This is a genomic window from Streptomyces sp. NPDC044044 (assembly GCF_056434405.1).
Map to the genome: position 1 here is coordinate 304,866 of NZ_JBWKFG010000008.1, position 20,738 is coordinate 325,603.

A 20,738-nucleotide genomic window follows, 5' to 3' on the forward strand; every position below is an offset into this window, starting at 1 on the left:
CGCCTCCCGCCCCGGCCCCCTTGGGAACACCCTGGGGAATGTCCCGCGGCGGGCCGGGTCGGGGTGGCGCATTCCTACCTGACACCCGGCGTCCCCTGGCACACCATGTGGCGCACCCTGGCGAACCGTGGCGAATAGTCGCTCAGCAACTGACAGAGGGTTACTGTCAACTCAGCCGAGAACCTGGGGGCTTGACGTGAACGGACAACCCAACACCCGACTGTCGGACCTTTTCGGCCTGGCAGGCTGGTCAAAAGGGGAGCTCGCGAGACTGGTGAACCGGCAGGCGGCGGCCATGGGCCATCCGCAACTGGCCACCGACACCTCGCGGGTACGGCGTTGGATCGACATGGGAGAAATCCCCCGCGATCCCGTGCCCCGGGTGCTGGCGGCTCTGTTCACCGAGCGTCTCGGCCGTGTCGTGACCATTGAGGATCTTGGTCTGGTCCGGCACGGGCGCGTGGGGAAACGGCGTGGCGACGGCGGTGTGGAGCACCCCGACGGCGTGCCGTGGGCGCCCGAACGGACAGCCGCGGTCCTCACCGAATTCACGGGAATGGACCTCATGCTCAACCGACGCGGCTTGGTGGGCGCGGGTGCCGCGCTCGCCGCCGGCTCCGCACTCAGCAGCGCCATGCACGACTGGCTGCACACTGATCCGGCCCTCGTTGCCGACGCTCCTCGTACCGACCATCCCCTGCACGCCGACCCCGCTGGGTTCGACCGCTATGAGGCCGCCCCCATCGGGTCGCAGGAGATCGAGGAACTGGAGACATCCGTCGAGGTGTTCCGGGCCTGGGACGCGGCCCGCGGTGGCGGGCTGCAGCGCAAGGCTGTGGTGGGACAGCTCAACGAAGTGGGCGGCATGCTCGCCTACCGACACCCCGACCATCTCCAGCGACGCCTGTGGGGCGTCGCTGCCAATCTCGCCGTCCTCGCGGGCTGGATGTCGCACGACGTCGGCCTGGAGCCCACGGCTCAGAAGTACTTCGTGATCGCCGCGCACGCGGCGCGCGAGGGGGGCGACCGGCCGCGTGCCGGTGAGGCCCTGTCCCGGGCCGCGCGCCAGATGGTGCATCTCGGGCGGCCCGACGACGCCCTGGACCTCATGAAACTCGCCCAGGCGGGACCGGGCGAGGAGATGCTGCCGCGCACGCAGGCCATGCTCTACACCATCGAGGCCTGGGCACAGGCGTCGATGGGCAAGGGCCAGGCGATGCGCCGCACACTCGGCATCGCGGAGGACCTGTTCGTCTCCGACAAGGGGGATGTGCCGCCGCCCAGTTGGATGCAGATGTTCGACGAGGCGGACATGCACGGCATGCAGGCCCTGGCCTACCGCACCCTCGCCGATCACGACGCGTCCGCCGCCAACACCGCCCAGCGCCATGCCAAGGAGGCGATCGACCTGCGGTCCAAGGGCCGCGATCGCTCGCAGATCTTCGACTACATCTCGCTGGCGTCGGCCTGCTTCATCGGCGACGACCCCGAACAGGCCGATCGGTACGCACGGTTGGCGCTGGTCTCGATGGGGTCGAACTCCTCGCACCGCACGTGGGACCGTCTGCGGGAGATGTACCGCCTGACCGCTCAGTACTCGGGCTACCCGAAGATCCAGGACCTGCGTGAGGAGATCAAACTGGCCCTGCCCAAGGCAACGGCCAAGACCGGAGGTGGCAGCCGGGTCCGCGCATAGGACCCGGCACGGCTCGCCGGGCGCAGGCCACTCGGGCGCGAGCCACTCGGGCGCGGGTCAGGAGTTGATCCGTGCGATCAGCAGGCAGGCGTCGTCCTCACGTGGGGCCACGCCGAACTCTTCGACGACCGTCCGCACACAGTCCTGCGCACCCCGCGTGTCCATGAAGCGTGGCGCGAGCGCGAGCAGCCGGCTCGTGGCCGCGTCCCTGGAACGCCGGGGGACAAGGCCATCGGTGTGCAGCAACAGCAGGTCGCCGGGCTCGAGTTGCACTTCGGCCTGCTCGTACGTGGCTCCGGATGTCGCCCCGAGGATCACTCCGCCCGGTGGCGTCAGCGCGCGCCCCGTCCCGTCGCGGAACAGCAGCGGGGCGGGGTGTCCCGCCTGCGCCCAGGTGAGGGTGTGGGTCGTGGGGGTGTACTGACAGCAGACGGCGCTGCCGAGCGCGGGCTGCGTGGTGGTGTCCAGTAACTGGTTGAGCCAGCCCATCAGTTGGCCAGGCCGCACTCCGGCGACCGCCATCCCGCGTACGGCGCCGAGCAGCATCGCCATGCCGGACGTGACGGTGACGCCGTGCCCCGTGAGGTCGCCGATGCTGAGCAGGAACTGGCCGTCGGGCAGCTCCATCGCGTCGTACCAGTCGCCGCCGATCAGTGAGCTCGTCGAGGACGGGAGGTAGTGCGCGGCGAGGTCGAGCGCCGCGGGTCCGCCGTGCGGGAACCGCAGGGAGCCGCGCCACGGCGGCAGCACAGCCTCCTGCAGTTCGACCGCGAGCCGGTGCTCTGTCTGCGCGATGTGCCGCTGGCGCTGCAACGAGTCACGGGTCTCGCGCACCACTCGCTGGCTGCGGCGCAGTTCGCTGACGTCCCGCAGGACCGCCCACATCGAGGCGGTGCTGCCGTCAGCGGCGAGCACGGGCTCGCCCATCATGTGCACCTGTCGTACGCCGCCGTCGGGCCGCACGATACGGAACTCGCCGTCGATCGGCTTGCCGTCGATCAGGCAGTCCGTGACCATGGCCGTCAGCATCGGCTGGTCGTCGACGTGCACCAGGGAGGGAAGCTCGTCGAGGGAGAGCGGGGGAGCCTGCGGGTCCCGCCCGAGGATCTGGTAGAGCTCGCCCGACCAACTCGCCTCGTCCTTCAGGAGGTTCCACTCCGCGCTGCCGACCCGGCTGAGCAGTGAACCGCGCTGCGGTTCGAGGGGCGCGGGCACGGCAGGGGCGACGGGTGTCGCGGCCGACGGCACGGGTCCGTCCCTCAACTGCGCGAGGTGGTCGCCCAGATCGTTGAGCTGATGGACCGCCAGGTCACACAGGGCGCGCTGCCAGCGATCCCGCGGGTCGCCGTCGTCGGCCCCGGTGTCACGGCGCACGGCGTCGACTTCCCCGCGGAGCCGACGCGTCTGCGTGATCAGCGCTTCGACCGAGCCGCGCTCGGGCGGCTGGGCGGAAGGGCGGTCCGCGAAGACATGGGACGGCATGAGGTGCTCCGTTGAGAATGCGGTGCGACCAAACGGGCGGGATGGACCGCTAATGACTTTCGCACAGCCAAGGGTGCCCCGTAAGGGATTTGGCAACACACGACGCGGTCATGTCTCTGGCATATGTCTGTGTCCTTCGGAGCAGAGCATTCCGGCGGCGCGGCGCCGATCACCCGCGCAAGTAGCGGATGACAGCCAGAACGCGGCGGTTGTGGTCATGTGACGCGGGCAGCCCGAGCTTGTCGAAGACGGCGGCCACATGCTTCTCGACGGTGCCCGCGGAGACGACCAGGCTCTGCGCGATCGCCGCGTTGGACCGGCCCTCGGCCATCAGCGAAAGAACCTCGCGCTCGCGCTCGGTGAGGGGCGCGAGCTCCTCCGCCCGGCGACCGGCCCCGGCCAACTGCGTGACGACCTCGGGGTCCAGCGCCGTCCCGCCCGCGGCCACCCGCTCCAACGCATCGGTGAACTCCGCGATGTTCGCGACGCGGTCCTTGAGCAGATAGCCGACGCCCGCCGAACCCGCGGCAAGCAGCCGCGTGGCGTACTTCGTCTCCACGTACTGGGAGAAGAGGAGCACTCCCGTGCCGGGGTGGTCCCGCCGGATGTCGATGGCCGCACGAAGCCCTTCGTCCGTGTGCGTCGGCGGCATCCGGATGTCGGTCACCGTGACGTCCGGGCGATGCTCGGCGACCGCGGCGCGCAAGGCGCTCGCGTCGCTCACCGACGCGCAGATCTCATGCCCGCGTTCCACGAGCATCTGGCCCAGCAACTCCCGCAGTACCGCGGCATCCTCAGCGATCACGACGCGCATGGCGGCATGTTCTCACGCGTGCAGCGGCAGCTCGACGGTGACCGCCGTAGGCCCGCCTTCGGGACTCTCGACATTCATCCGCCCATCGACCGTACGTACGCGCTGCATGAGTCCCGTCAGGCCGCTCCCCGCACCGGCGTCCGCGCCGCCGTGCCCGTCGTCACCGACCTGCAGGAGCAGCCTTGCGTCCAACTGCGCCACCGTGATGGCGGCCCGCCCGGCCCCGCTGTGCTTGATGACGTTCGCCAGCAGTTCGGCGGCGCAGAAGTACGCGATGGTCTCGATCGCCGGGGTCGGACGCTCCGGTATCTCCGTCACCAGGTCGACAGGGATGCTGCTGCGAGCGGTCAGCGTGGCGAGCGCGTCCGGCAGGCCGTCGTCGAGGACCGGGGGATGGATGCCGCGGGCCAGATCACGCAGTTCGGTCAGGGCCGCGGTGGCATTGTGATGCGCCCCGTCGACGAGTTGACGCAGACGCGCGACATCCAGTGGCCCGCCGCTCGGGCCCTTGCCCGCGCCCTCACCCTCGTGCTCGCTGAGCCGCTGTCTGATCATGTCGAGGCTCATCGCGACCGCGACGAGGCGGACCTGGGCTCCGTCGTGCAGATCCCGCTCGACGCGCCGGAGCAGCGCCACCGAGTCATCTACGGCGAGGGCCCGCGTCTCCTCCAAGTCGCGTACCCGATCGGCCAGTTGTCCGGGCCCGAGCAGGGTTCCGATGAGCCGGCGGTCGGCCTCGGTCACCAGGCGGGTCACCCAGGGCGCGCACAGCAGGGTGACCGCACCGATGGCCACCGCGAGGAACGTACCGGCGAAGGTATCCGCGTCCGGGCTGCCGCCGAAGGGAATCGGCGTGAGCACCATCATGCCCTCGGAGGAACCGGGCTCGGGACGCTGCCCGAACACCGCCCACCGCAGGGGTGCGGTGAGGTTGGCGAGACCCGTCAGCCACCAGAGGACGGCGTACGCCCCCAGGAGGCCGACCGGCAGTTTCGCCAGGACATAGGCCGCCGACCGCCAACCGGTCCCGTCCCACAGCCGGGCGTCGAGGCGGCTGACCAGGCGGCCGCTCGGACGGAGCGGCGCCGGTGCGGGCGTCTGATCCCCGAGGAACAGGGCGGCGAGGCGGCGGTGGACGCCGCCCAGCGCGCGTGCCAGCTGGAGCCCTGTGATGAACAGCAGCGCGCCCAGCACGGCGAACACCACCGACACGGTGAAGCCCGCGCCCAGGGCCAGCGCCACCGCGAGCAGCACGCCGCCCACCAGGCCCAGCGGGAACCCGATCAGGCAGTACGCGGCCTCCGCCCACGCCCGTCGGGTCAGTGGGGCGCGCCCCACGGCTCGCACGAGCGCGCGCGCCCCTCGCGTGCCCGTCGCCGTCCCGGGGTGCACCGGCGTGCCGGAGGTGGTGACGGTGCCAGTGGGGGCTGTGCCAGTGGAGGCGCTGCCGGTGGTGGCGGCGGCCTTCGGGCGTGTGACGTGCATGGCGTCCAGTGTCCTGTCAGGCGTCACGGCGAGTCGGCGTGCGCGAGCCCGCGCCGAGGGCGAGAGCGGCGTACCGGCCATGATGGTCGGGAAGAACTGCGCGACGGTGGTCCCCGAGGTCACGCCGATGACGGCGGGCAGCACGAAGGTGTTCGACGGCGACGGTGGGTCCATACCGCTTGGTGGGACCTCGGGTCTCGATCATCACGTCTCCTGCCGCAGATCTGGTGGGGTCGGACAACCTCACGTTAGATCTCCGCCAGGGCACGCCGGAACGTGGATTTCCTCCGTCTGGCCTGGGGGTTTACCCCCAGACGCCGGGGCGCGCACCACGCCACGCCCGGCCAGACTTCCGCCGGCCAGCCCCTACCCGCCTGCTCGCCTGCCCGCCGGGACGGTGTGTCAGACCACGGCGAGCCGGTCCACCAGCAGCTGCACCCTCGGCTCGGTCTCCTCCGGTGGCAGCCGTCCCGTCCGGGTCAGGGTGGCCACCCCGTGCAGGGACGCCCAGAACACCTCGGTGTACAGCCCCGGGTGGACACCGTCCCCGGCGACCTCGCCGAGGCACTCCAGCAAAGCGGCGAAGGCGTCCTTGAGCGGTTCCGGGGTGTCCTCCTGTGCGTAGGGGAGACCGCCGTCGAGCTGGAAGATGGCGTCGTAGACCGCCGGGTTGCGGTCGGCGAAGTCGAGGTAGGTGCGGGCAAGGGCGTACACCTGCTCGCGGGGCCCCTCTGCGGCGGCGGTCGCGGCGCGTACCGCCGCCGCCAGCTCGGCGGCACCCTCCAGGGCGACGGCGCCGATGATCTCCCGTTTGCCGCGGAAGTGGCTGTAGAGGACGGGCTGGCTGTATTCGATGCGCTCGGCTAGCCGACGGGTGGTGACCGCGTCCCAGCCCTGCTGCTCGGCGAGTTGGCGGGCCGTCGCCACGATGAGGCGCTCGCGGGCCGCCCTTTCACGCTCCTTGCGTTCCTGTACCGACATGATTCGATCCTAGCACCGCTAGACAAGCGAGCGGCAGCAGTACTAGCGTTGCCTCATCACCTAGCGGCGCTAGATTCCTGAGAGGTAGTCATGCTCAACGCACTTGAGGTAGTCACCACCGTGATCGTCGGCGTGATGGTGGGGGTGGAGTTCTCCGTCGCCTTCGTCATGAACCGGATCTTCAACGCCCTCCCCGAGGACAGTGGCCAACTCGCCCGTGCCCACGGGGGCCGGATGCTCGGCGCCGTGATGCCGGTCTGGTACATCGGCTCGCTCGTCCTCGTCGCGGTCTGGGCCGTCGCCGGATGGCACCACGACGGTGCCGCCCTGGTCGTCACCGCCGGTGCGCTGCTGATCGTCAGCGTGGTCATGTCGCTTCTGCTCCTGGTCCCGATCAACAACCGGGGCAAGACGTGGACCCCCGAGAACCGGCCCGAGGACTGGAAGGAGCAGATGAACCGCTGGGACCGCTACCACTACGTCCGCGTCGCCGTCATCATCGCCGCCTTCGCCCTGCTGGTCGCCGCCCTCGCCTGAGCCCGCGGGCCGACACCGCGCCGGTGGCGCACGATCTCCGCTCCCCGGGCGGCGGCTGGCCGCCGATGTCCCGACATCCGCATCCGCATCCGCATCCACCTCCACATCCACGAAGACTCGCAAGGAGAAGAACATGTCGCTGAAGAAGATCAACACCGTTCTGGCCGCCGCCTTCATCCTCTTCATCCTCTGGTTCGGGCTGGAGTTCATCGTGAGTCCGGAGACGACGGCGCCGGGCTTCGGCCTGCCGAGTTGGCCGTCCGGCGACGGCGGCGGCTTCCTGATCGTCAAGGGGATCCGCGACGTCGTGATGGCGCTGGGGCTGGGCATCCTGCTGGTGACGGGCCACCGCCGGGCGCTGGGCTGGCTGTTGGTGGTGGAGGCCTTCGCCGCGTACGGCGACATGGCCACCGTGCTGGCCCACCACGGCTCCGTGGCCACCGCACTCGGCGTCCACGCCCTGACCGCGACGTTGATGGTGGTCAACGGCCTGCTGATACTGCGCGAGACCCGCAAGGTCGCGTCCGCTCCGGCAACACCCGCCCCGCAGCCCGCCTGACGCCACCTTGGCGCGTGTCGGTGGGCGCCTGAGGTCCAGGGCCTCCAGCCCTCCAGCCCCCCACGGAGCCAGCCCCCCACGGAGCCAGCCCCCCACGGAGCCAGCCCCCCACGGAGTGAGCAGCCAACGACCCGCGCCCGGGCACAACCTCCAAGCGTGATGACGCATATGCGGCACTCTTTGGTCGATCGGCCAAGCATTCGCCAGGCGACTATGAGATTCCATGTGGCAGATGCAAGATGGAGTCCGACGATCGGTGCGCGGATGCCGCAGCTCCGGCCAGGCCCGAAAGGCGAGGTCCCCCCATGGTCATGCGCACCTACGACGGCAGCGCCGGAGGCGTCGACCACAGGGCCGTCGGCCCGGCGCATGCCTCTTTCCGTCGCCCCGACGAGCGCATCGCCCGCGTCATCGCCCAAGCCCTCGGCGATGCGCGCACTGTGCTCAACGTCGGTGCGGGCGCCGGGTCGTACGAGATCGCGGCGCACACGGTCACCGCGGTCGAACCCTCCTTGGCGATGCGCGCCCGTCGTCCTGCCCAGCTCGCCACCGCCATCGACGCCGTCGCCGAGGACCTCCCCTTCACCGACGGGCAGTTCGACGCCGCCATGACCCTCTTCAGTGTCCACCAGTGGTCCGACGCCGAAGCCGGGCTGCGCGAGATGCGCCGGGTCACCCGCGGCCCCGTCGCCGTGCTGACCTGCGACCCCGCACGCGTACGCGACTTCTGGCTCTACGAATACGCCCCCGACGTCCTGGAGGTGGAAGCCCGCCGCTACCCGTCCCTGGACCGGCTCGCGACCGCGCTCGGCGGAACCACCACCGCCCAGCCCGTCCCCATCCCGCTGGACTGCACCGACGGCTTCAACGAGGCGTACTACGGCCGCCCCGAACTCCTCCTGAACCCCGCCGCCCGCCAGGCCTGCTCGGCCTGGAGCTTCATCGACGACCGCGCCCGCCAGGACTTCGACACCTCCCTGCGCCACGCCCTGGGCTCAGGCGCCTGGGACGAAGCCTTCGGACACCTGCGCAACCGACCGACCTACAACGGATCCCTCGTCCTCCTGCGCGCCACCCCGTAGGACCTCCCCGCCGAGCGCCTTGAGTTGCCCGTTACGGCGTGGAGGGCCGCTGCGGGGAGCGGAGTACCAGCAGAGTGATCTCGCTGGGGGCGAAGACGCGGAACGGCGGGCCCCAGAAACCGGTGCCGCGGCTGGTGTAGAGGAGGGTGCGGGTGCCGTGGCGGCTGAGGCCGGCGAGGACGGGCTGGTCGATGCGGACGAGGTGGTGGAAGGGCCAGATCTGGCCGCCGTGGGTGTGGCCGGAGAGTTGGAGGTCGATGCCGTCCGCCGCGGCCCGGTCGATGAACTTGGGCTGGTGGGCCAGGAGCAGGACCGGCAGGTCGGGGTCGGCGCCGTCCAGGGCTCCGGCGAGGTGGGCGCGGTGACCGGGCAGGCCCGAGGACTCGGCGGTGACGTCATCGACGCCGGCGACCACGAGGGTGTCGCCGCCGCGTTCGAGCAGCAGATGGCGGTTGCGCAGCGGCTCCCAGCCCAACTCGTCCATCAGGTCGACCCAGCCCTGGGCCTGGCTGTAGTACTCGTGGTTTCCGGTGACGTAGACCCGGGCCCGGGTGGCGCGCACGGTGCCGAGCGGTTCGGCCTGGGCGCGGCGGCGTTCGGCCGTGCCGTCGGCGATGTCCCCGGTGTGGCAGACCAGATCGGCCTCCAGGGTGTTGACCGTCGCGCAGACCCGCGCCGACCAGCGGGCGCGGTCGAGCGGGCCGTAGTGGGTGTCGGTGATGAGGACGACGCGGGTGCCGTCCAATCCGGCTCCCAGGCGGGGGAGTTGTACGTCGAGCCGGCGCACCCGTGGCACCCGGCGGGCCTCGGCGTACCCCCAGGCGAGCAGCACGGCGGTGACGCCGAGGACCGCCCAGGTGACGATCCGGGCCCGGCTCTGCCCGTCGCCCGCGCCCGCCACGGTCAGGGCGAGGCGCAGCAGAACGCCGAGCAGGACGGACCAGGTGAACAGCACCCAGCTCGCCCCGAGAAGGGTGTCCCCGACGATCGCCGCCCAGTCCTGCTGGCGCCTGCCGTGGCCGCGCATCATCGCGAGCGGCATACCGATCAGACCGAGAGCGAACAGGGCGGTGCCGCCCCATGCCACGGGGAGCGGCCAGTGCTGGCCTGCGTGCAGCAGCACCCAGCACGGGACGGTCCACAGCAGGACGGGGGCGATCAAAGGGATGTAACGCATCAGGCGGCGCAGTCGGCTCTGCTGGGTCGCATGCGCCGAATCGTCCGCGGATCGGGCTTCGCTGGTCTCGGTCACGCTTCCCCTCCTCAAGTAGCCGGACTGCCGACCGGGCAGACTGCCGACGCGCGCAATCTATCCGGTTGCCCGAGGCGAGGTCTTGCCGACCATTGCGCTGTGACGCGACGTGCGCAGGAGTCGTGAAGAGTTTGCGCATGATTCTTGGGATTCGGTCACGGGAGAGGAAAACTCGGAGGCTCACTCGGCGCTTTCGAACAGGTCGGGCGCCGACCCATGTGATGGGAGACCGATCAACGATGTTCACTCTGGTACGGAGCAGAGTGCGGACGGCCGCGCTCGCGCTCTCGGCCGTCGCCGCCCTCGCCTTCGGCACGACCGCCACGACTGGCGCGGCGGCGGCCCCCGCCCCCGCACCGGCCCCTGCCCCCGCTCCCGCGAAACAGGGGCCGACCTCGGTGGCGTACGTCGAGGTGAACAACAACAGCATGCTGAACGTCGGCAAGTACACCCTCGCCAACGGCGGTGACAACGTTTTCGACGTCGCCGTGATCTTCGCGGCGAACATCAACTACGACACGAGCAAGAAGGAGGCGTATCTGCACTTCAACGAGAACGTGCAGCGAGTCCTCGACAACGCCGACACACAGATACGGCCGTTGCAGGACAAGGGCATCAAGGTCGTCCTCTCCGTGCTCGGCAACCACCAGGGCGCGGGCTTCGCCAACTTCCCGTCCCAGCAGGCGGCTTCGGGGTTCGCGAAGCAGATGTCGGACACCGTGACCAAGTACGGTCTTGACGGCATCGACTTCGACGACGAGTACGCCGAGTACGGGAACAACGGCACCGGCCAGCCCAACGCCAGCTCGTTCGTGCACCTGGTGACGGCGCTGCGCGCGAACATGCCGGACAAGATCATCAGCCTCTACAACATCGGCCCGGCCGCGTCACGCCTGTCCTACGGCGGTGTCGACGTCTCGTCCAAGTTCGACTACGCCTGGAACCCTTACTACGGCTCCTGGCAGGTCCCCGGTATCGCGCTGCCCAAGTCGAAGCTCTCGCCGGCGGCCGTCGAGATCGGCGGAACCTCGCAGAGCACGGCAGCCGACCTCGCCCGCCGCACCGTCAGCGAGGGGTACGGCGTCTATCTGACGTACAACCTCGACGGCTCCGACCGCAGCGCCGATGTCTCCGCGTTCACCAGGGAACTGTACGGCAGTGGCGCCGTCTACAAGCCGTAGAGCGACCGCAGGCCCCAGTGCGCGGCGCTCCCTCGGGACCTGCCGCTTCCCGTAGAACCGCGATCCGCTAGAACCGCGATCCGCGCGGGCCGCGTCTTCGACAGCGATGACAACGATGTCGGGGGCGCGGTGCGGGTCGGCCAAGTCTGGCGACGCACCCTCGTTCGCGCGGAAGCGTCGGCGCCTGGAAGGCCGAGTGGCCGCGTCGGGAACAGCTGGTCCGGTCGGCGCTGTTGCATCGACCGAGGGACCGGCGCCGCACGGCGGGGAACACGGGGGCCATCAGGTCGTCCGCCCCGCCGGGATTCGGGCCCCTGGATCTCGCGGTACGCCCGCCGCGCACTCGAAGCACGACGTATTTCTGCAGGAGGACTGCTTTTCATGACTGACCGGCCCTTGACGTTCATGGCAGTACACGCCCACCCCGACGACGAGGCCACCGGAACCGGAGGCGTCCTCGCGCGGTACGCGGCGGAAGGAATCCGCACGGTTCTCGTGACCTGTACCGACGGCGGTTGCGGTGATGGACCGGGAGGCGTCAAGCCGGGCGATCCCGGGCACGATCCGGCGGCGGTCGCCCTGATGCGCCGTCGAGAACTCGAGGAGAGCTGTGACGTCCTGAAGGTCAGCGATCTGGAGATGCTGGACTATGCCGACTCCGGGATGATGGGCTGGCCGAGCAACGACGCCCCCGGATCCTTCTGGCAGACCCCGGTGGAGGAAGGCGCCGCCCGGCTCGCGGAACTCATGCGGCACTACCGTCCCGACGTGGTCGTCACCTATGACGAGAACGGCTTCTACGGCCACCCCGACCACATCCAGGCCCACCGCATCACGATGGCGGCGCTGGAGATGACCTCGCTGACGCCGAAGGTGTACTGGACGACGATGCCCCGCTCGGGGATGCAGCGGTTCGGCGAGATCATGCGCGAGTTCCATCCGGACATGCCGGAGCCGGATCCCGCCGAGGCCGCCGCGATGGCCGAGATCGGCCTCCCCGACGACGAGATCACCACGTGGGTGGACACCATCGCGTTCAGTGGTCAGAAGTTCGACTCACTGGCCGCGCACGCCAGCCAGGGCGAGAACATCTTCTTCCTCAAGATGGGCAAGGAGAGGTTCGGCGAGCTGATGGGCATGGAGACCTTCGTACGCGTCAAGGACGCCACCGGCGCGCCCGTACCCGAGAACGACCTCTTCGCCGGACTGCGCTGATCACCGCTCCGCTCGCCGAACCTTCCGTACGAACTTCTCGTCGTGCTCCTCGTCGTACTCACGTCGTGATGGCCGGGGCGGTCAGTAGAAGCTGCGGATGAAGACGTCCGACTTGCCGTTGGTGTCGCCGGGCACGATGTCGTCGGCGGTGGACTGGAACACCACGTCACGCCCCTCGGCGCTGACCGCGTCGGTCCCGGCCGAGGCGGGCTGGTTCGAGACGATCTCGTCGGTGCCCGCTTGCAGGTCGCGCAGTGTGAGCGAGGGTGCGTTCGTGTCGTGCGGGGCGTACAGCAGATAGCGGCCGGTGGGATCGATGGCCACGCCCCGCACGTTCGGCACCAGTTGGGCGCTACCCGAGCTCACGTCGTGGACGTAGGTGTCGGAGCCCGAGAGGTAGACGACCTTTCTGCCGTCGTTGCTCAGCTGGACGAGCGTCGCATCCTGGGACGGGCCCTCGATCGGGGCGGAGGTGGTGCCGTCGGTCTTGTCCCAGACCAGGACGTCCTTCGTCTTGCCGTTCTGGTAGGCGACATGGCGGCCGTCGCCGCTGATGGACGGCCGGGACGGCTGGGTGTGGTCGAGGGCGGCGACGGTCTCATTGCTGCCGCCGTTGTCCCAGTCCTGCACCTCGATGCGCTGGCCGAACGACGGTTGCCTGATGGAGCGGATGACATGCGCGGTGTAGCGGCCGTCCGCGCTCAGCGACGGCTGGTCACAGGTGTAGGCCGAGCAGTTGAGGGACGCCGTGCGCCCCGTGCTCACCTGATACTGGCGAATCCGTACGTTGTCCATCCACTGGTGCGCATAGCCGAGGTATCCCCCGTCCCCGCTGATCACCGGGGGCTGGAGCGGGGCGAGGTTCCCCATCCTTTCGTTCTGCCTCGTCCGCTGGTCGCGGAGGAACACCCTCTCGCCTCCCGTCGCGGCGTCGGGCGTGAGATTCTTCGCCGACGACGAGAAGACGATGCGGCGGCCGTCGTGCGTGATCGAGGCGCCGCCGGAGTTGTCGTCGGCCTGGGTGCCGTCGGCGGCGACACTGATCCTCTCGACACCGGCTCCGCGGGTCCTCTCGACACCGGCTCCGCGGGCGCCCGCGACGCCCGTCTCGGCTGTGGTGTCGGCCGTGGTCTCGGCCGAGGCGGGCGTCGCGGGCAGCACCACCGTGACGGCGCAGGCCGCGACCGCCGCGCTCAGGGCCGCCCGCACGCGTCTGGTGGCGCTCCGGTTCGTATTTCCCCTCATTTTCCCCCCAGGTAGGACTCGGTCCGCCCTCCAGTTCCCCACCGGAGGGCCACAAGCATGCAACCGCGATGGTGCTGTGAGGTCAATGCGTCACATGACGTATCGAGAGGTGCAGTTTCGGTCATGTGCGGTTTCGGCCAGGTGAGTTCAGGTGACTTCAGCGAGTTCAGGTGAGCTGAGCTGAGCTGAGGTGAGGTGAGGTGAGGTGAGGTGAGGTGAGGTGAGTTCAGGTGAGAACGGTCCGCTTGGCACCGCACGGCGTTGCCGGCGGTGCCTTCGCATCATGCGACGGCGGTTCCCTCGAGCTCGACCAGCAGGGTGGGAATCGCCAGCCGCGTGACCCCGAGCATCGTGGTGGTCGGTGCCACCCCGGCGGCGCCCAACCGCCCCGCCAGCACGCCGTAGTGCTGGAAGAGCAGGTCGACGTCGGTCGTGTGGACGTTGAGGCGGACGAGGTTCGCGAGAGTCATGCCTGCCTCGCCGAGCACGGCCTCCAGGTTGTCGACGCTCAGCGCCAACTGCGCCGCCATGTCGCCGTCATGCTGGGGCTTGCCCTCGTCGCTCATCGCGGTCTGCCCCGAGATGTACAGGGTCCGGGTGTGCCCGGACACGACCTCGCCCTGGTTGAATCCCATCTCCGCCGACCAGGTCACCGGGTTGACCGCAGTTCTTTCCATCGCCACGTCAGCTCCATTCGATTCATGGGGAGTTCGTACGTCCATCGGCTCGGCAGCCGCCGGCTCCGATGTCGTGTTGACGAGCCTCGCAACGAATCACGACATCCTTGGTCATGTATTTCGATAAAGTTCTCGCATGCGCGCCGACCGGTTGGTCTCGTTGGTGCTCCTGCTGCGCCAGCGCGGTCTGCTGACCGCGGACACGCTGGCCCGTGAGCTGGAGGTATCCACCCGCACCGTGCTGCGCGACATAGAGGCGCTGTCCGCGGCCGGCGTCCCGGTCTACGCCGAACGCGGGCGGCACGGCGGGTTCGCGTTGTCGCCCGGTTTCCGGACCGAGCTCACGGGGCTCAACCACGACGAGGCCCTTGCCCTGCTGGCCGCCGGGTCGGGGCGCGGCGAGCAGGTGTTCGGCCTCGGCTCGGCGCTCGCCTCGGCCATGCGCAAGGTGCTCGACGCGCTGCCCGAGGGCCACCGCGCCACCGCGAGCGACGCGGTCCAGCGATTTCTCGTCGACCCGGAGACCGACCTGCTCTCACGTCGGCAGGTGAGCGAGGAGGTGCCTGGCACCACCATGATCGAGGTACGTCGCGCTGTGCTCGCCGGACACAAGTTGCGCATCCACTACGCGGCCACGGGCCAGGCGCCACAGTGGCGCACGGTGGACCCGATCGGCCTGGTCACCGTACGCGACCGGGGCTATCTGCTGGCCACGCGAACCGGCGCGGACCGAACCTACCGGCTGTCGCGGGTGCTTGCCGCCGAGGAGCTCCCCGAAACGGCACAGCGACCCAACCGGGTCGACCTGGACCGGATCTGGCGGGAACGCTCCGCGCGGTTCCTCTCCGGCGGCGACCACATCACCGTGCTGGTGCGGGTGAACCCGGCGCGGCGGGAGGACCTGCTGGACACCGCGCTGGCCGTCCGCGCAGAAGACCCCGACGCGGACGGCTGGCTGCGGCTTGAGGTGACCTACCAGGACTCACGTCACGCCGAATGGGCGCTGTGGCAGCTCGGCACGGACGCGGAAGCGCTGTCCCCGCAGTCGCTGCGCACCGCCTTGCGCGACCGCGCCGCAGCGTTCGCCGCGCGCTATGGCGAGCCGCTCTGACCGAGCGTTCCGCCCCCCCCGGCGACCGGGTGCTACCAGGTCAAGTCCCCGTGGAGCGCCAAGAATTGGGAAGGCGCCAACAAGGCGGCCCCGCGGACGAAAGCGGCGGCTCGCCCGGTGGCGGCATCGCGCCGCAGGAGCACGGCGGACGAAGCCGCTCGCCTGCTTCACCCGCTCACCGTCCCGGAGAATCTTCAAATAGATCTTCGCGCGGCTCCCGCAGCAGGTTGTCGGCCTGCCCCCAGGCGTCTACCTGCCCCTACGGGGGATGAGGAGTCCGGCTGGCTACGCTCCGAGCCATGAGCGGACCTGTAGTGGTCATCGAGTTGGCGGAGTTCGTCCCCTGCGTGCAGCAGCCCGAAGCCCCGCTTCGATCGGGGGGTCCTGCCGTCCTGCGGCGGACAGTCGCACAGGCGGGCTTCAGCGGCCGTCGCACGGGTCGGCGTCCGCAGGCATCGGCTTGGTGTCCGCCGCCAGGCAGGAGGAGTACACCCGCGAAGGCGTGGGCCGCGGCTCCGTTTCAGACGTGGTGCCCACGGCGATGATCAGCCCGGCAGCGACGACGGTCAGCCCTGCCATCGCGGCGAGCCAGGTACCGCGGCTCACCGATCGCCGCCGAAGTGGTTGCGGAACTCGTCGCGGCAGTCGTCCTCGGTGCCGACCCGGACTCGCGAGAAGCCCAGCACTCCGTCTCCGTCTCCCTCGTCCTCCCGCTCAGCCTTCGCCAACTGCCTCTCGATATCCGCGATGTACTCGGCGCACTCGGCGCTGACGGGTTTCTCGAACGGCGGGTCCGGTGCCGACGAGGCGTTCAGTGCAGCGGTGGCGGCGAGACCGGCCGCGCACAGCACCACCCACACGGCAACCCGAATGCGGCGGCTCATCGGTATCGGCTTGGGCATCCCGGCATCCTACGAGCACTGGCGGCCCCCGAGTTCGAAAAACCGCCGCCGAGCCACCCGTCATGACAGGGAGCTTGTACGAGCCGGTCAGCGGCTTGGTGAACGTGCCTTCATGCGGGCTCGGTGACGTCGCGACGGAGCGGTGCATCTTGTTCCGGTGGTGCCTGGAAGCCCTCCTGTGTCCACACGATCTCGAAGGGCATCTCCGGGTCGAGGTTGCTCATGCGTGCGGACACATCGCGGCCGACGATGAGCGCGTCGATGATCAGGGTGTCCGGCAGCTCGATGCCATGCCGTGCCGCGAAGGCATGGGGGTCCGCGGCTGCTTCCCTTGCAAGTTCCACATCATCGGCGACGGCCTGCAGGATCTCCCCGACACGTTCGTCACGGCCGAGGGCGATGATCTGCTCGTGCTTGGAGATCGACCGCTCGATGTCGGCGAGGTCGCTTTGCAGCGCCGTCCGTGACGGCAGGGGCTTGGGCAGCCTGTCGGGCCGGGGCGGCCTGCGGCGCAGCATCTCCCGGAGCCTGGCGGACTGTTCGCGCAGGGCGGCGAGGTCGGCCTCGTGAAGTACGAGAAGTCGCTGCAGCGTGGTCTGATGCCGGTTGTCGGGCATGTGCGGTCTCCGTGGCGGGCTGCTAAAGGACGGTGGCCCAGTCTCCGGACTGGTATGTCATGACGGGGGTGACGGTCAGCTGGCCTTGCACATCGATGGCGAACCGCATCACGGACCACAGCCGGGCCGGGGTATCGCTGAGGAGGTCGGCGATGACCCAGCGGCCGCGCTGCGTGGGCAGCGAGTTGGCGTCGAGGCTGAGCAGCGCCACCGACGCACCGGAATTGGTGAAGGTCTGCTCGCCGGAGTAGTTGTGGATCCAGCAGTGGTAGTCGCCCGGCACAAACGCGCCGCCCACCTGGGCGAGGGTGATGCGTTCGGGTCCGGTGGCGTCGCGGTCGTCGACGTCGAGGCCGATGAAGGGCACTGGCCGCATGGCGCTGAAGTAGCAGTGGAAGCGCTCGCCCGCGTTGTCGGGACCGGAGCAGTGCAGGTCGAGGTCGCGCGGGAGGGTGCCCCAGTCGAGCTGCATCACGAACGAGGTCGGCCTCTGGACAGCCATGTCGCGGCGGAGCGGGACAGTGATGGTCGTCGTCCCGGATACGGGGATGACCGCGGACACGTTGTTCGGCAGGTAACCGGTCATCGTCGCGCGCACGTTGGCGTTACCAGCGGGCAGGACGGTGGCGAAGGTCGCCTGCGGCGGGGTGCCGCTGGTGGTGTCGGTGCGCGCCAGGGTGTCGCTGGTGGTGAGGCGGACGTTGGCACCGTCGAGCGGCTGATTGTTGTTGTCGGCGTCGACGACCCGGACGACGAGGGTGGCGGCGGTGAGGGGCACGACGAGTTCGACATGCTGGTCCGGGGGGCCGATGGTCACGATCTGATCGGCGCTGGGATGCCGTTCGGTGGCGAGCTTGACCGTCGTGTGCGGCACGCACGCGAACTGGAAGCGCCCGTCGAGGCCCGTCTTGGTCTGGTATGGGTTGCCGTCGGGGTCCAGCAGCGCCGCACCTTGAGGGTCGGTGAGGAACACCCATTCACCGGGCATGGGGCTCCTCGCGGAATCGAGGACCTGGCCGGTGACCATGGTGCAGTCCATGGCGATCGGCACATCGATGGCCCCCTGGCCAGGAACCTGGGCCGTGACGGTCGCGATGTGGAAACGGTTCGCCGTGGCCTGCAGCTTGAGCGGCCCTGCGGGCACGCAGTCCCGGTCGGCGCCTTCGATGAATGCGGACAAGGGTGCACGGCCGTCGGACGGCTCCGGTGGCGTGGCCCCGGCGAACGGCTCACTCGGCGCCAGAGCGATGACCCGCGCGCCGGCGATCGGCGCACCGGTGCTGCGGCGCGTGACGACCGCCGTGACGCCCGCGCATTGGCGGCAGGGAGCACCCGGCGGCGGGCGCCAGCCGAGATCCGACCGGACTTCGCTGAACTCGACGGTGAACACGGTGGGCGGCGGTCCGCCGGGCTCGGCGTCACCATCGACGCGCTGAGGGCTGGTGTCGTCGCGAAGCCGCCATGACCGTTCCGGCTGAGCGGGATTGCGGGTGGCGAAGCTGAATGTCGCCCGATCGCCGGTGTCGATCGGCGTGCCGGCAGGAGCAGGGCCGCCGGCCCCGATCTTGGTGATCGTGAACGTCCACTCGCCCGGGTCGCCGGGCTTGTAGCCCGGGTAGCCGGGCGGGAACGGAGACGACACCAACACGGGACGGTCGGGGCCGCCGAACTGGTACGAGACGGGCGGGGCATCCTTCTTGCCCTTCTTGGGCAGGATCCGAACTCCGTGGTCGACACGGATCAAGGTGTCCGTCAGCGGCCGCCACATCTCGTCAACGGCACGCAGCACCATCTGGTCCCCGCTGCGGACAGGCCAGGTGGTCGGCTCGTCCATCAGGAACGTGTCCCACGTCCCCGGGCTCTCGGACGTCGGGCCGAGGTATCCGAAGAAGACCTTCGGGCCGTGGACAGCCCGCAGATGGCGACCGTCGTCGGTCCGGATACGGACGGCATTGGGCTTGAACGGCGTCGGTCGGCACCCGCCGTCAACGCACTCACACCATTCCGAGCAGGGAGGCCAGCAGCTCATGCGCATGCCGCCTCAGTGGGATGGCGTCCGATCCTGCCGACAGCGCAGGCACGTTGATGCGTCATCGTTGCCCCCCTAGCTGGAACCAGCTTGAGGGTCACTTACCTTCGGAGCCGAAGGTGGTCAATACAGGCCTTGACGACGCCCCAGGAAAGCGGCCATGTGGTGACTGAGTGCGGCGCGCCACCGCCTCTCGCAGACGGCTCCGACAGCAACGCCATGCACAGTGGCCATACGGTCGTACGCTGGCGCGATGGGAGTGGATCTAGAGCTGCTGGTGGTGGAGTGGGCGAGGGTGGAGGAGGCGGCGCCCGGCGATCGGGACGGCCTGTTGACTGATGCCGCCTTCGGCGAGGCGTTCAGCGACGATCTCTTCGAGCACGGCTGGTCCTGGCCCGTGAGCCCGGGACAGGACTGGTACGGCAGGTACGCCTTCAAGAACTCCCTTGGCTCCTACAAACCACACGTCCGGGCAGCTCACCGCTGGGATCACATGCGTGAGTCCGTCGAACCGACTGTGCGCACGGTGTTGGACCGGTTCCTCGACGCGCTGTTCTGGGACGGTCTGGAGTTCACAGAGAGTGCCGGCACGGGATTGCCGGAGCGGGTGCCCGGCTGGGACACGGACCTGCTGGTGTGGTGTCCTCCCGAGGATCCGCCCGTGATCGCGGAGTGGTGGAGGCAGGCGGTGCCCCGGTTGGAGGCCCTGCGCGAGCCGTTCGACCTGCATGCCGCAGAGCCCAGCGGCTGGGTCTCGACCTTTGATCAGTTCACCGATCTCCTCGCCGACTGGGGCGAAGTGGCCATGGAGGCAGAGCGTCGCGGATGGGGCATCGTCGGCTTGCGCTGCTGACGGGCAGCCACGTGCAGGGCCACCGGCGATCCGCCGCGGCGAGGACGCGGCGATGGTGCCCAGGGCCTGTTCGGCGGGTATTGCTTGCCGGGCAGGCCCTGGGCACCAGGCGGGCTCAGCGCTTGAGCGTGAAGGTGAAGTCGCCGGAGAGCTTGCCGCTCAGCCGGACCGCCGATACGACCTTCCCCTCCGTGATCAGTCGCTCGACCTCGGAGCGCGGAAGACCGCAGCCTTCAGCGATGACACGCACCGGCCGGACAGGGATCCGCGCCGCGAAGCGGACCGAGACGTCGATCACCTCGCGGTCCAGATGGTCCGACCCGCCGGTGTCGAGGCGCCAGGCGTCGTCCCAGTCGAGGGCGATGCGATTGCGGCGCCGCATGACCGGATCCTGCAGCAACTCGGCTGCCAGGCCAAGGTCGTTGTCGTGCAGCCGGTCCAGCAGCTCAGGTCGTACGGAGCGCACATTCATCCGCTTCAGGACCGTGAGCTTCGCGGTTTCCCCGCACGCTGCACAGAGCACGAGGAGCCAGGCGTCAATGAGCTTGTGGTGTGCGTTGACGCGAAATTTTCCGTTGGCCCGGAAGCGCTTGGACGCGCACGAGTGGCAGCGCCGGAGAACGGTAGGCAGGCAGGTGGGCATGACCACCCAGTCGTTGAGCACAGAAGTACACCGGTTTCAGTGAGAAGTCCGCAGCAAAAGCAGCGCGGCGCACATGCGCGACGCGCGACGAATCAGCACTCGGGAGGTCTCACAGGGTGTACAACGGCACGTCCTTGCCCAGACGACAGACGACTTGGTCGCGCAGCACGGTAGCGGCGTACAACTGCGCTGTTCCACTGCTTTTCGCGCGGAGGCTTTCTCCTTGCCTGCCCTGCCGTGCACCGTCGTGCCGAGCCGGTGGGCGGCGGCCTGCTCGAACGTGTCCGGGGCCGGGGCCTCTCCGCTCGCCCCGTACTGGATGCGGTTGCCCCAGATCTCGGCCGCACGCCGCAGTGCGGGCGAGGGCGAGACCCGTA

20 protein-coding genes are annotated in these 20,738 nt (G+C 69.5%); 8 read left to right on the forward strand and 12 right to left on the reverse strand.

Translation table 11 applies throughout. The features are described from left to right. Positions 1 to 196 precede the first annotated feature (196 nt). Positions 197 to 1,696: a DNA-binding protein NsdB gene (locus AC07AG_RS29400; protein WP_478759137.1), complete on the forward strand. Its 1,500-nt coding sequence runs from the start codon at positions 197 to 199 to the stop codon at positions 1,694 to 1,696. A 57-nt stretch (positions 1,697 to 1,753) separates the two neighbouring features. Here AC07AG_RS29400 and AC07AG_RS29405 read toward each other — a convergent pair whose 3' ends face one another. The 4 genes from AC07AG_RS29405 to AC07AG_RS29420 all read right to left on the reverse strand — a co-directional run bounded on the left by AC07AG_RS29405 (position 1,754) and on the right by AC07AG_RS29420 (position 6,458). Continuing rightward, positions 1,754 to 3,178, reverse strand: a complete 1,425-nt coding sequence (locus AC07AG_RS29405) for a PP2C family protein-serine/threonine phosphatase (RefSeq protein WP_478759138.1) — start codon at positions 3,176 to 3,178, stop codon at positions 1,754 to 1,756. Positions 3,179 to 3,347: 169 nt separating this feature from the next. Next, entirely contained in the window at positions 3,348 to 3,992 is a 645-nt protein-coding gene (locus AC07AG_RS29410; protein ID WP_478759139.1) for a response regulator, read from the reverse strand. A gap of 12 nt (positions 3,993 to 4,004) precedes the next feature. Continuing rightward, entirely contained in the window at positions 4,005 to 5,651 is a 1,647-nt protein-coding gene (locus AC07AG_RS29415; RefSeq protein ID WP_478759140.1) for a sensor histidine kinase, read from the reverse strand. 228 nt (positions 5,652 to 5,879) lie between these two features. Next, positions 5,880 to 6,458 (reverse strand): TetR/AcrR family transcriptional regulator, encoded by a 579-nt coding sequence (locus AC07AG_RS29420; RefSeq protein ID WP_478759141.1) that lies wholly within the window; start codon positions 6,456 to 6,458, stop codon positions 5,880 to 5,882. Positions 6,459 to 6,548: 90 nt separating this feature from the next. Here AC07AG_RS29420 and AC07AG_RS29425 point away from each other — a divergent pair, with 90 nt between their 5' ends. From AC07AG_RS29425 to AC07AG_RS29435, 3 genes are all read left to right on the forward strand, one after another. After that, positions 6,549 to 6,995 (forward strand): anthrone oxygenase family protein, encoded by a 447-nt coding sequence (locus AC07AG_RS29425; protein ID WP_478759142.1) that lies wholly within the window; start codon positions 6,549 to 6,551, stop codon positions 6,993 to 6,995. Between the two features lie 133 nt (positions 6,996 to 7,128). Continuing rightward, positions 7,129 to 7,554, forward strand: a complete 426-nt coding sequence (locus tag AC07AG_RS29430; protein WP_478759143.1) for a DUF4267 domain-containing protein — start codon at positions 7,129 to 7,131, stop codon at positions 7,552 to 7,554. Positions 7,555 to 7,859: 305 nt separating this feature from the next. After that, positions 7,860 to 8,636: a class I SAM-dependent methyltransferase gene (locus AC07AG_RS29435; protein ID WP_478759144.1), complete on the forward strand. Its 777-nt coding sequence runs from the start codon at positions 7,860 to 7,862 to the stop codon at positions 8,634 to 8,636. Positions 8,637 to 8,667: 31 nt separating this feature from the next. Here AC07AG_RS29435 and AC07AG_RS29440 read toward each other — a convergent pair whose 3' ends face one another. Further along, positions 8,668 to 9,888 (reverse strand): metallophosphoesterase, encoded by a 1,221-nt coding sequence (locus AC07AG_RS29440; RefSeq protein WP_478759145.1) that lies wholly within the window; start codon positions 9,886 to 9,888, stop codon positions 8,668 to 8,670. A gap of 239 nt (positions 9,889 to 10,127) precedes the next feature. Between AC07AG_RS29440 and AC07AG_RS29445 the strand changes: the two genes are divergently transcribed. Then, positions 10,128 to 11,069, forward strand: a complete 942-nt coding sequence (locus AC07AG_RS29445; protein ID WP_478759146.1) for an endo-beta-N-acetylglucosaminidase H — start codon at positions 10,128 to 10,130, stop codon at positions 11,067 to 11,069. Positions 11,070 to 11,450: 381 nt separating this feature from the next. Further along, positions 11,451 to 12,284, forward strand: a complete 834-nt coding sequence (locus tag AC07AG_RS29450; RefSeq protein WP_478759147.1) for a PIG-L family deacetylase — start codon at positions 11,451 to 11,453, stop codon at positions 12,282 to 12,284. Positions 12,285 to 12,365: 81 nt separating this feature from the next. Here AC07AG_RS29450 and AC07AG_RS29455 read toward each other — a convergent pair whose 3' ends face one another. Continuing rightward, a complete protein-coding gene (locus AC07AG_RS29455) occupies positions 12,366 to 13,529 on the reverse strand; it encodes a hypothetical protein (protein WP_478759148.1) in 1,164 nt (387 codons plus the stop codon). A 281-nt stretch (positions 13,530 to 13,810) separates the two neighbouring features. After that, positions 13,811 to 14,206, reverse strand: coding sequence for a RidA family protein (locus AC07AG_RS29460; protein ID WP_478759149.1), 396 nt, complete (start codon positions 14,204 to 14,206; stop codon positions 13,811 to 13,813). A 136-nt stretch (positions 14,207 to 14,342) separates the two neighbouring features. Between AC07AG_RS29460 and AC07AG_RS29465 the strand changes: the two genes are divergently transcribed. Then, complete coding sequence (locus AC07AG_RS29465) at positions 14,343 to 15,317, forward strand: helix-turn-helix transcriptional regulator (RefSeq protein WP_478759150.1); 975 nt, start codon at positions 14,343 to 14,345, stop codon at positions 15,315 to 15,317. A 420-nt stretch (positions 15,318 to 15,737) separates the two neighbouring features. Here the strand turns inward: AC07AG_RS29465 and AC07AG_RS29470 are convergent, their stop codons facing one another. The 4 genes from AC07AG_RS29470 to AC07AG_RS29485 form a co-directional block, all read right to left on the reverse strand. Next, complete coding sequence (locus AC07AG_RS29470; protein ID WP_478759151.1) at positions 15,738 to 15,923, reverse strand: hypothetical protein; 186 nt, start codon at positions 15,921 to 15,923, stop codon at positions 15,738 to 15,740. Further along, on the reverse strand, positions 15,920 to 16,219 hold the full coding sequence (locus tag AC07AG_RS29475) for a hypothetical protein (RefSeq protein WP_478759152.1): 300 nt from the start codon (positions 16,217 to 16,219) through the stop codon (positions 15,920 to 15,922). Before AC07AG_RS29475 ends, AC07AG_RS29470 begins: the two co-directional genes overlap by 4 nt. Positions 16,220 to 16,329: 110 nt before the next feature. Next, on the reverse strand, positions 16,330 to 16,836 hold the full coding sequence (locus AC07AG_RS29480) for a hypothetical protein (RefSeq protein ID WP_478759153.1): 507 nt from the start codon (positions 16,834 to 16,836) through the stop codon (positions 16,330 to 16,332). Positions 16,837 to 16,858: 22 nt separating this feature from the next. Further along, positions 16,859 to 18,670, reverse strand: a complete 1,812-nt coding sequence (locus AC07AG_RS29485) for a hypothetical protein (RefSeq protein WP_478759154.1) — start codon at positions 18,668 to 18,670, stop codon at positions 16,859 to 16,861. A 448-nt stretch (positions 18,671 to 19,118) separates the two neighbouring features. On the opposite strand from AC07AG_RS29485, the gene AC07AG_RS29490 reads away from it, so the two are divergent. Beyond that, on the forward strand, positions 19,119 to 19,718 hold the full coding sequence (locus AC07AG_RS29490; protein ID WP_478759155.1) for a hypothetical protein: 600 nt from the start codon (positions 19,119 to 19,121) through the stop codon (positions 19,716 to 19,718). 115 nt (positions 19,719 to 19,833) lie between these two features. Here the strand turns inward: AC07AG_RS29490 and AC07AG_RS29495 are convergent, their stop codons facing one another. Further along, entirely contained in the window at positions 19,834 to 20,382 is a 549-nt protein-coding gene (locus tag AC07AG_RS29495; protein WP_478759156.1) for a DUF1062 domain-containing protein, read from the reverse strand. Positions 20,383 to 20,738 lie beyond the last annotated feature (356 nt).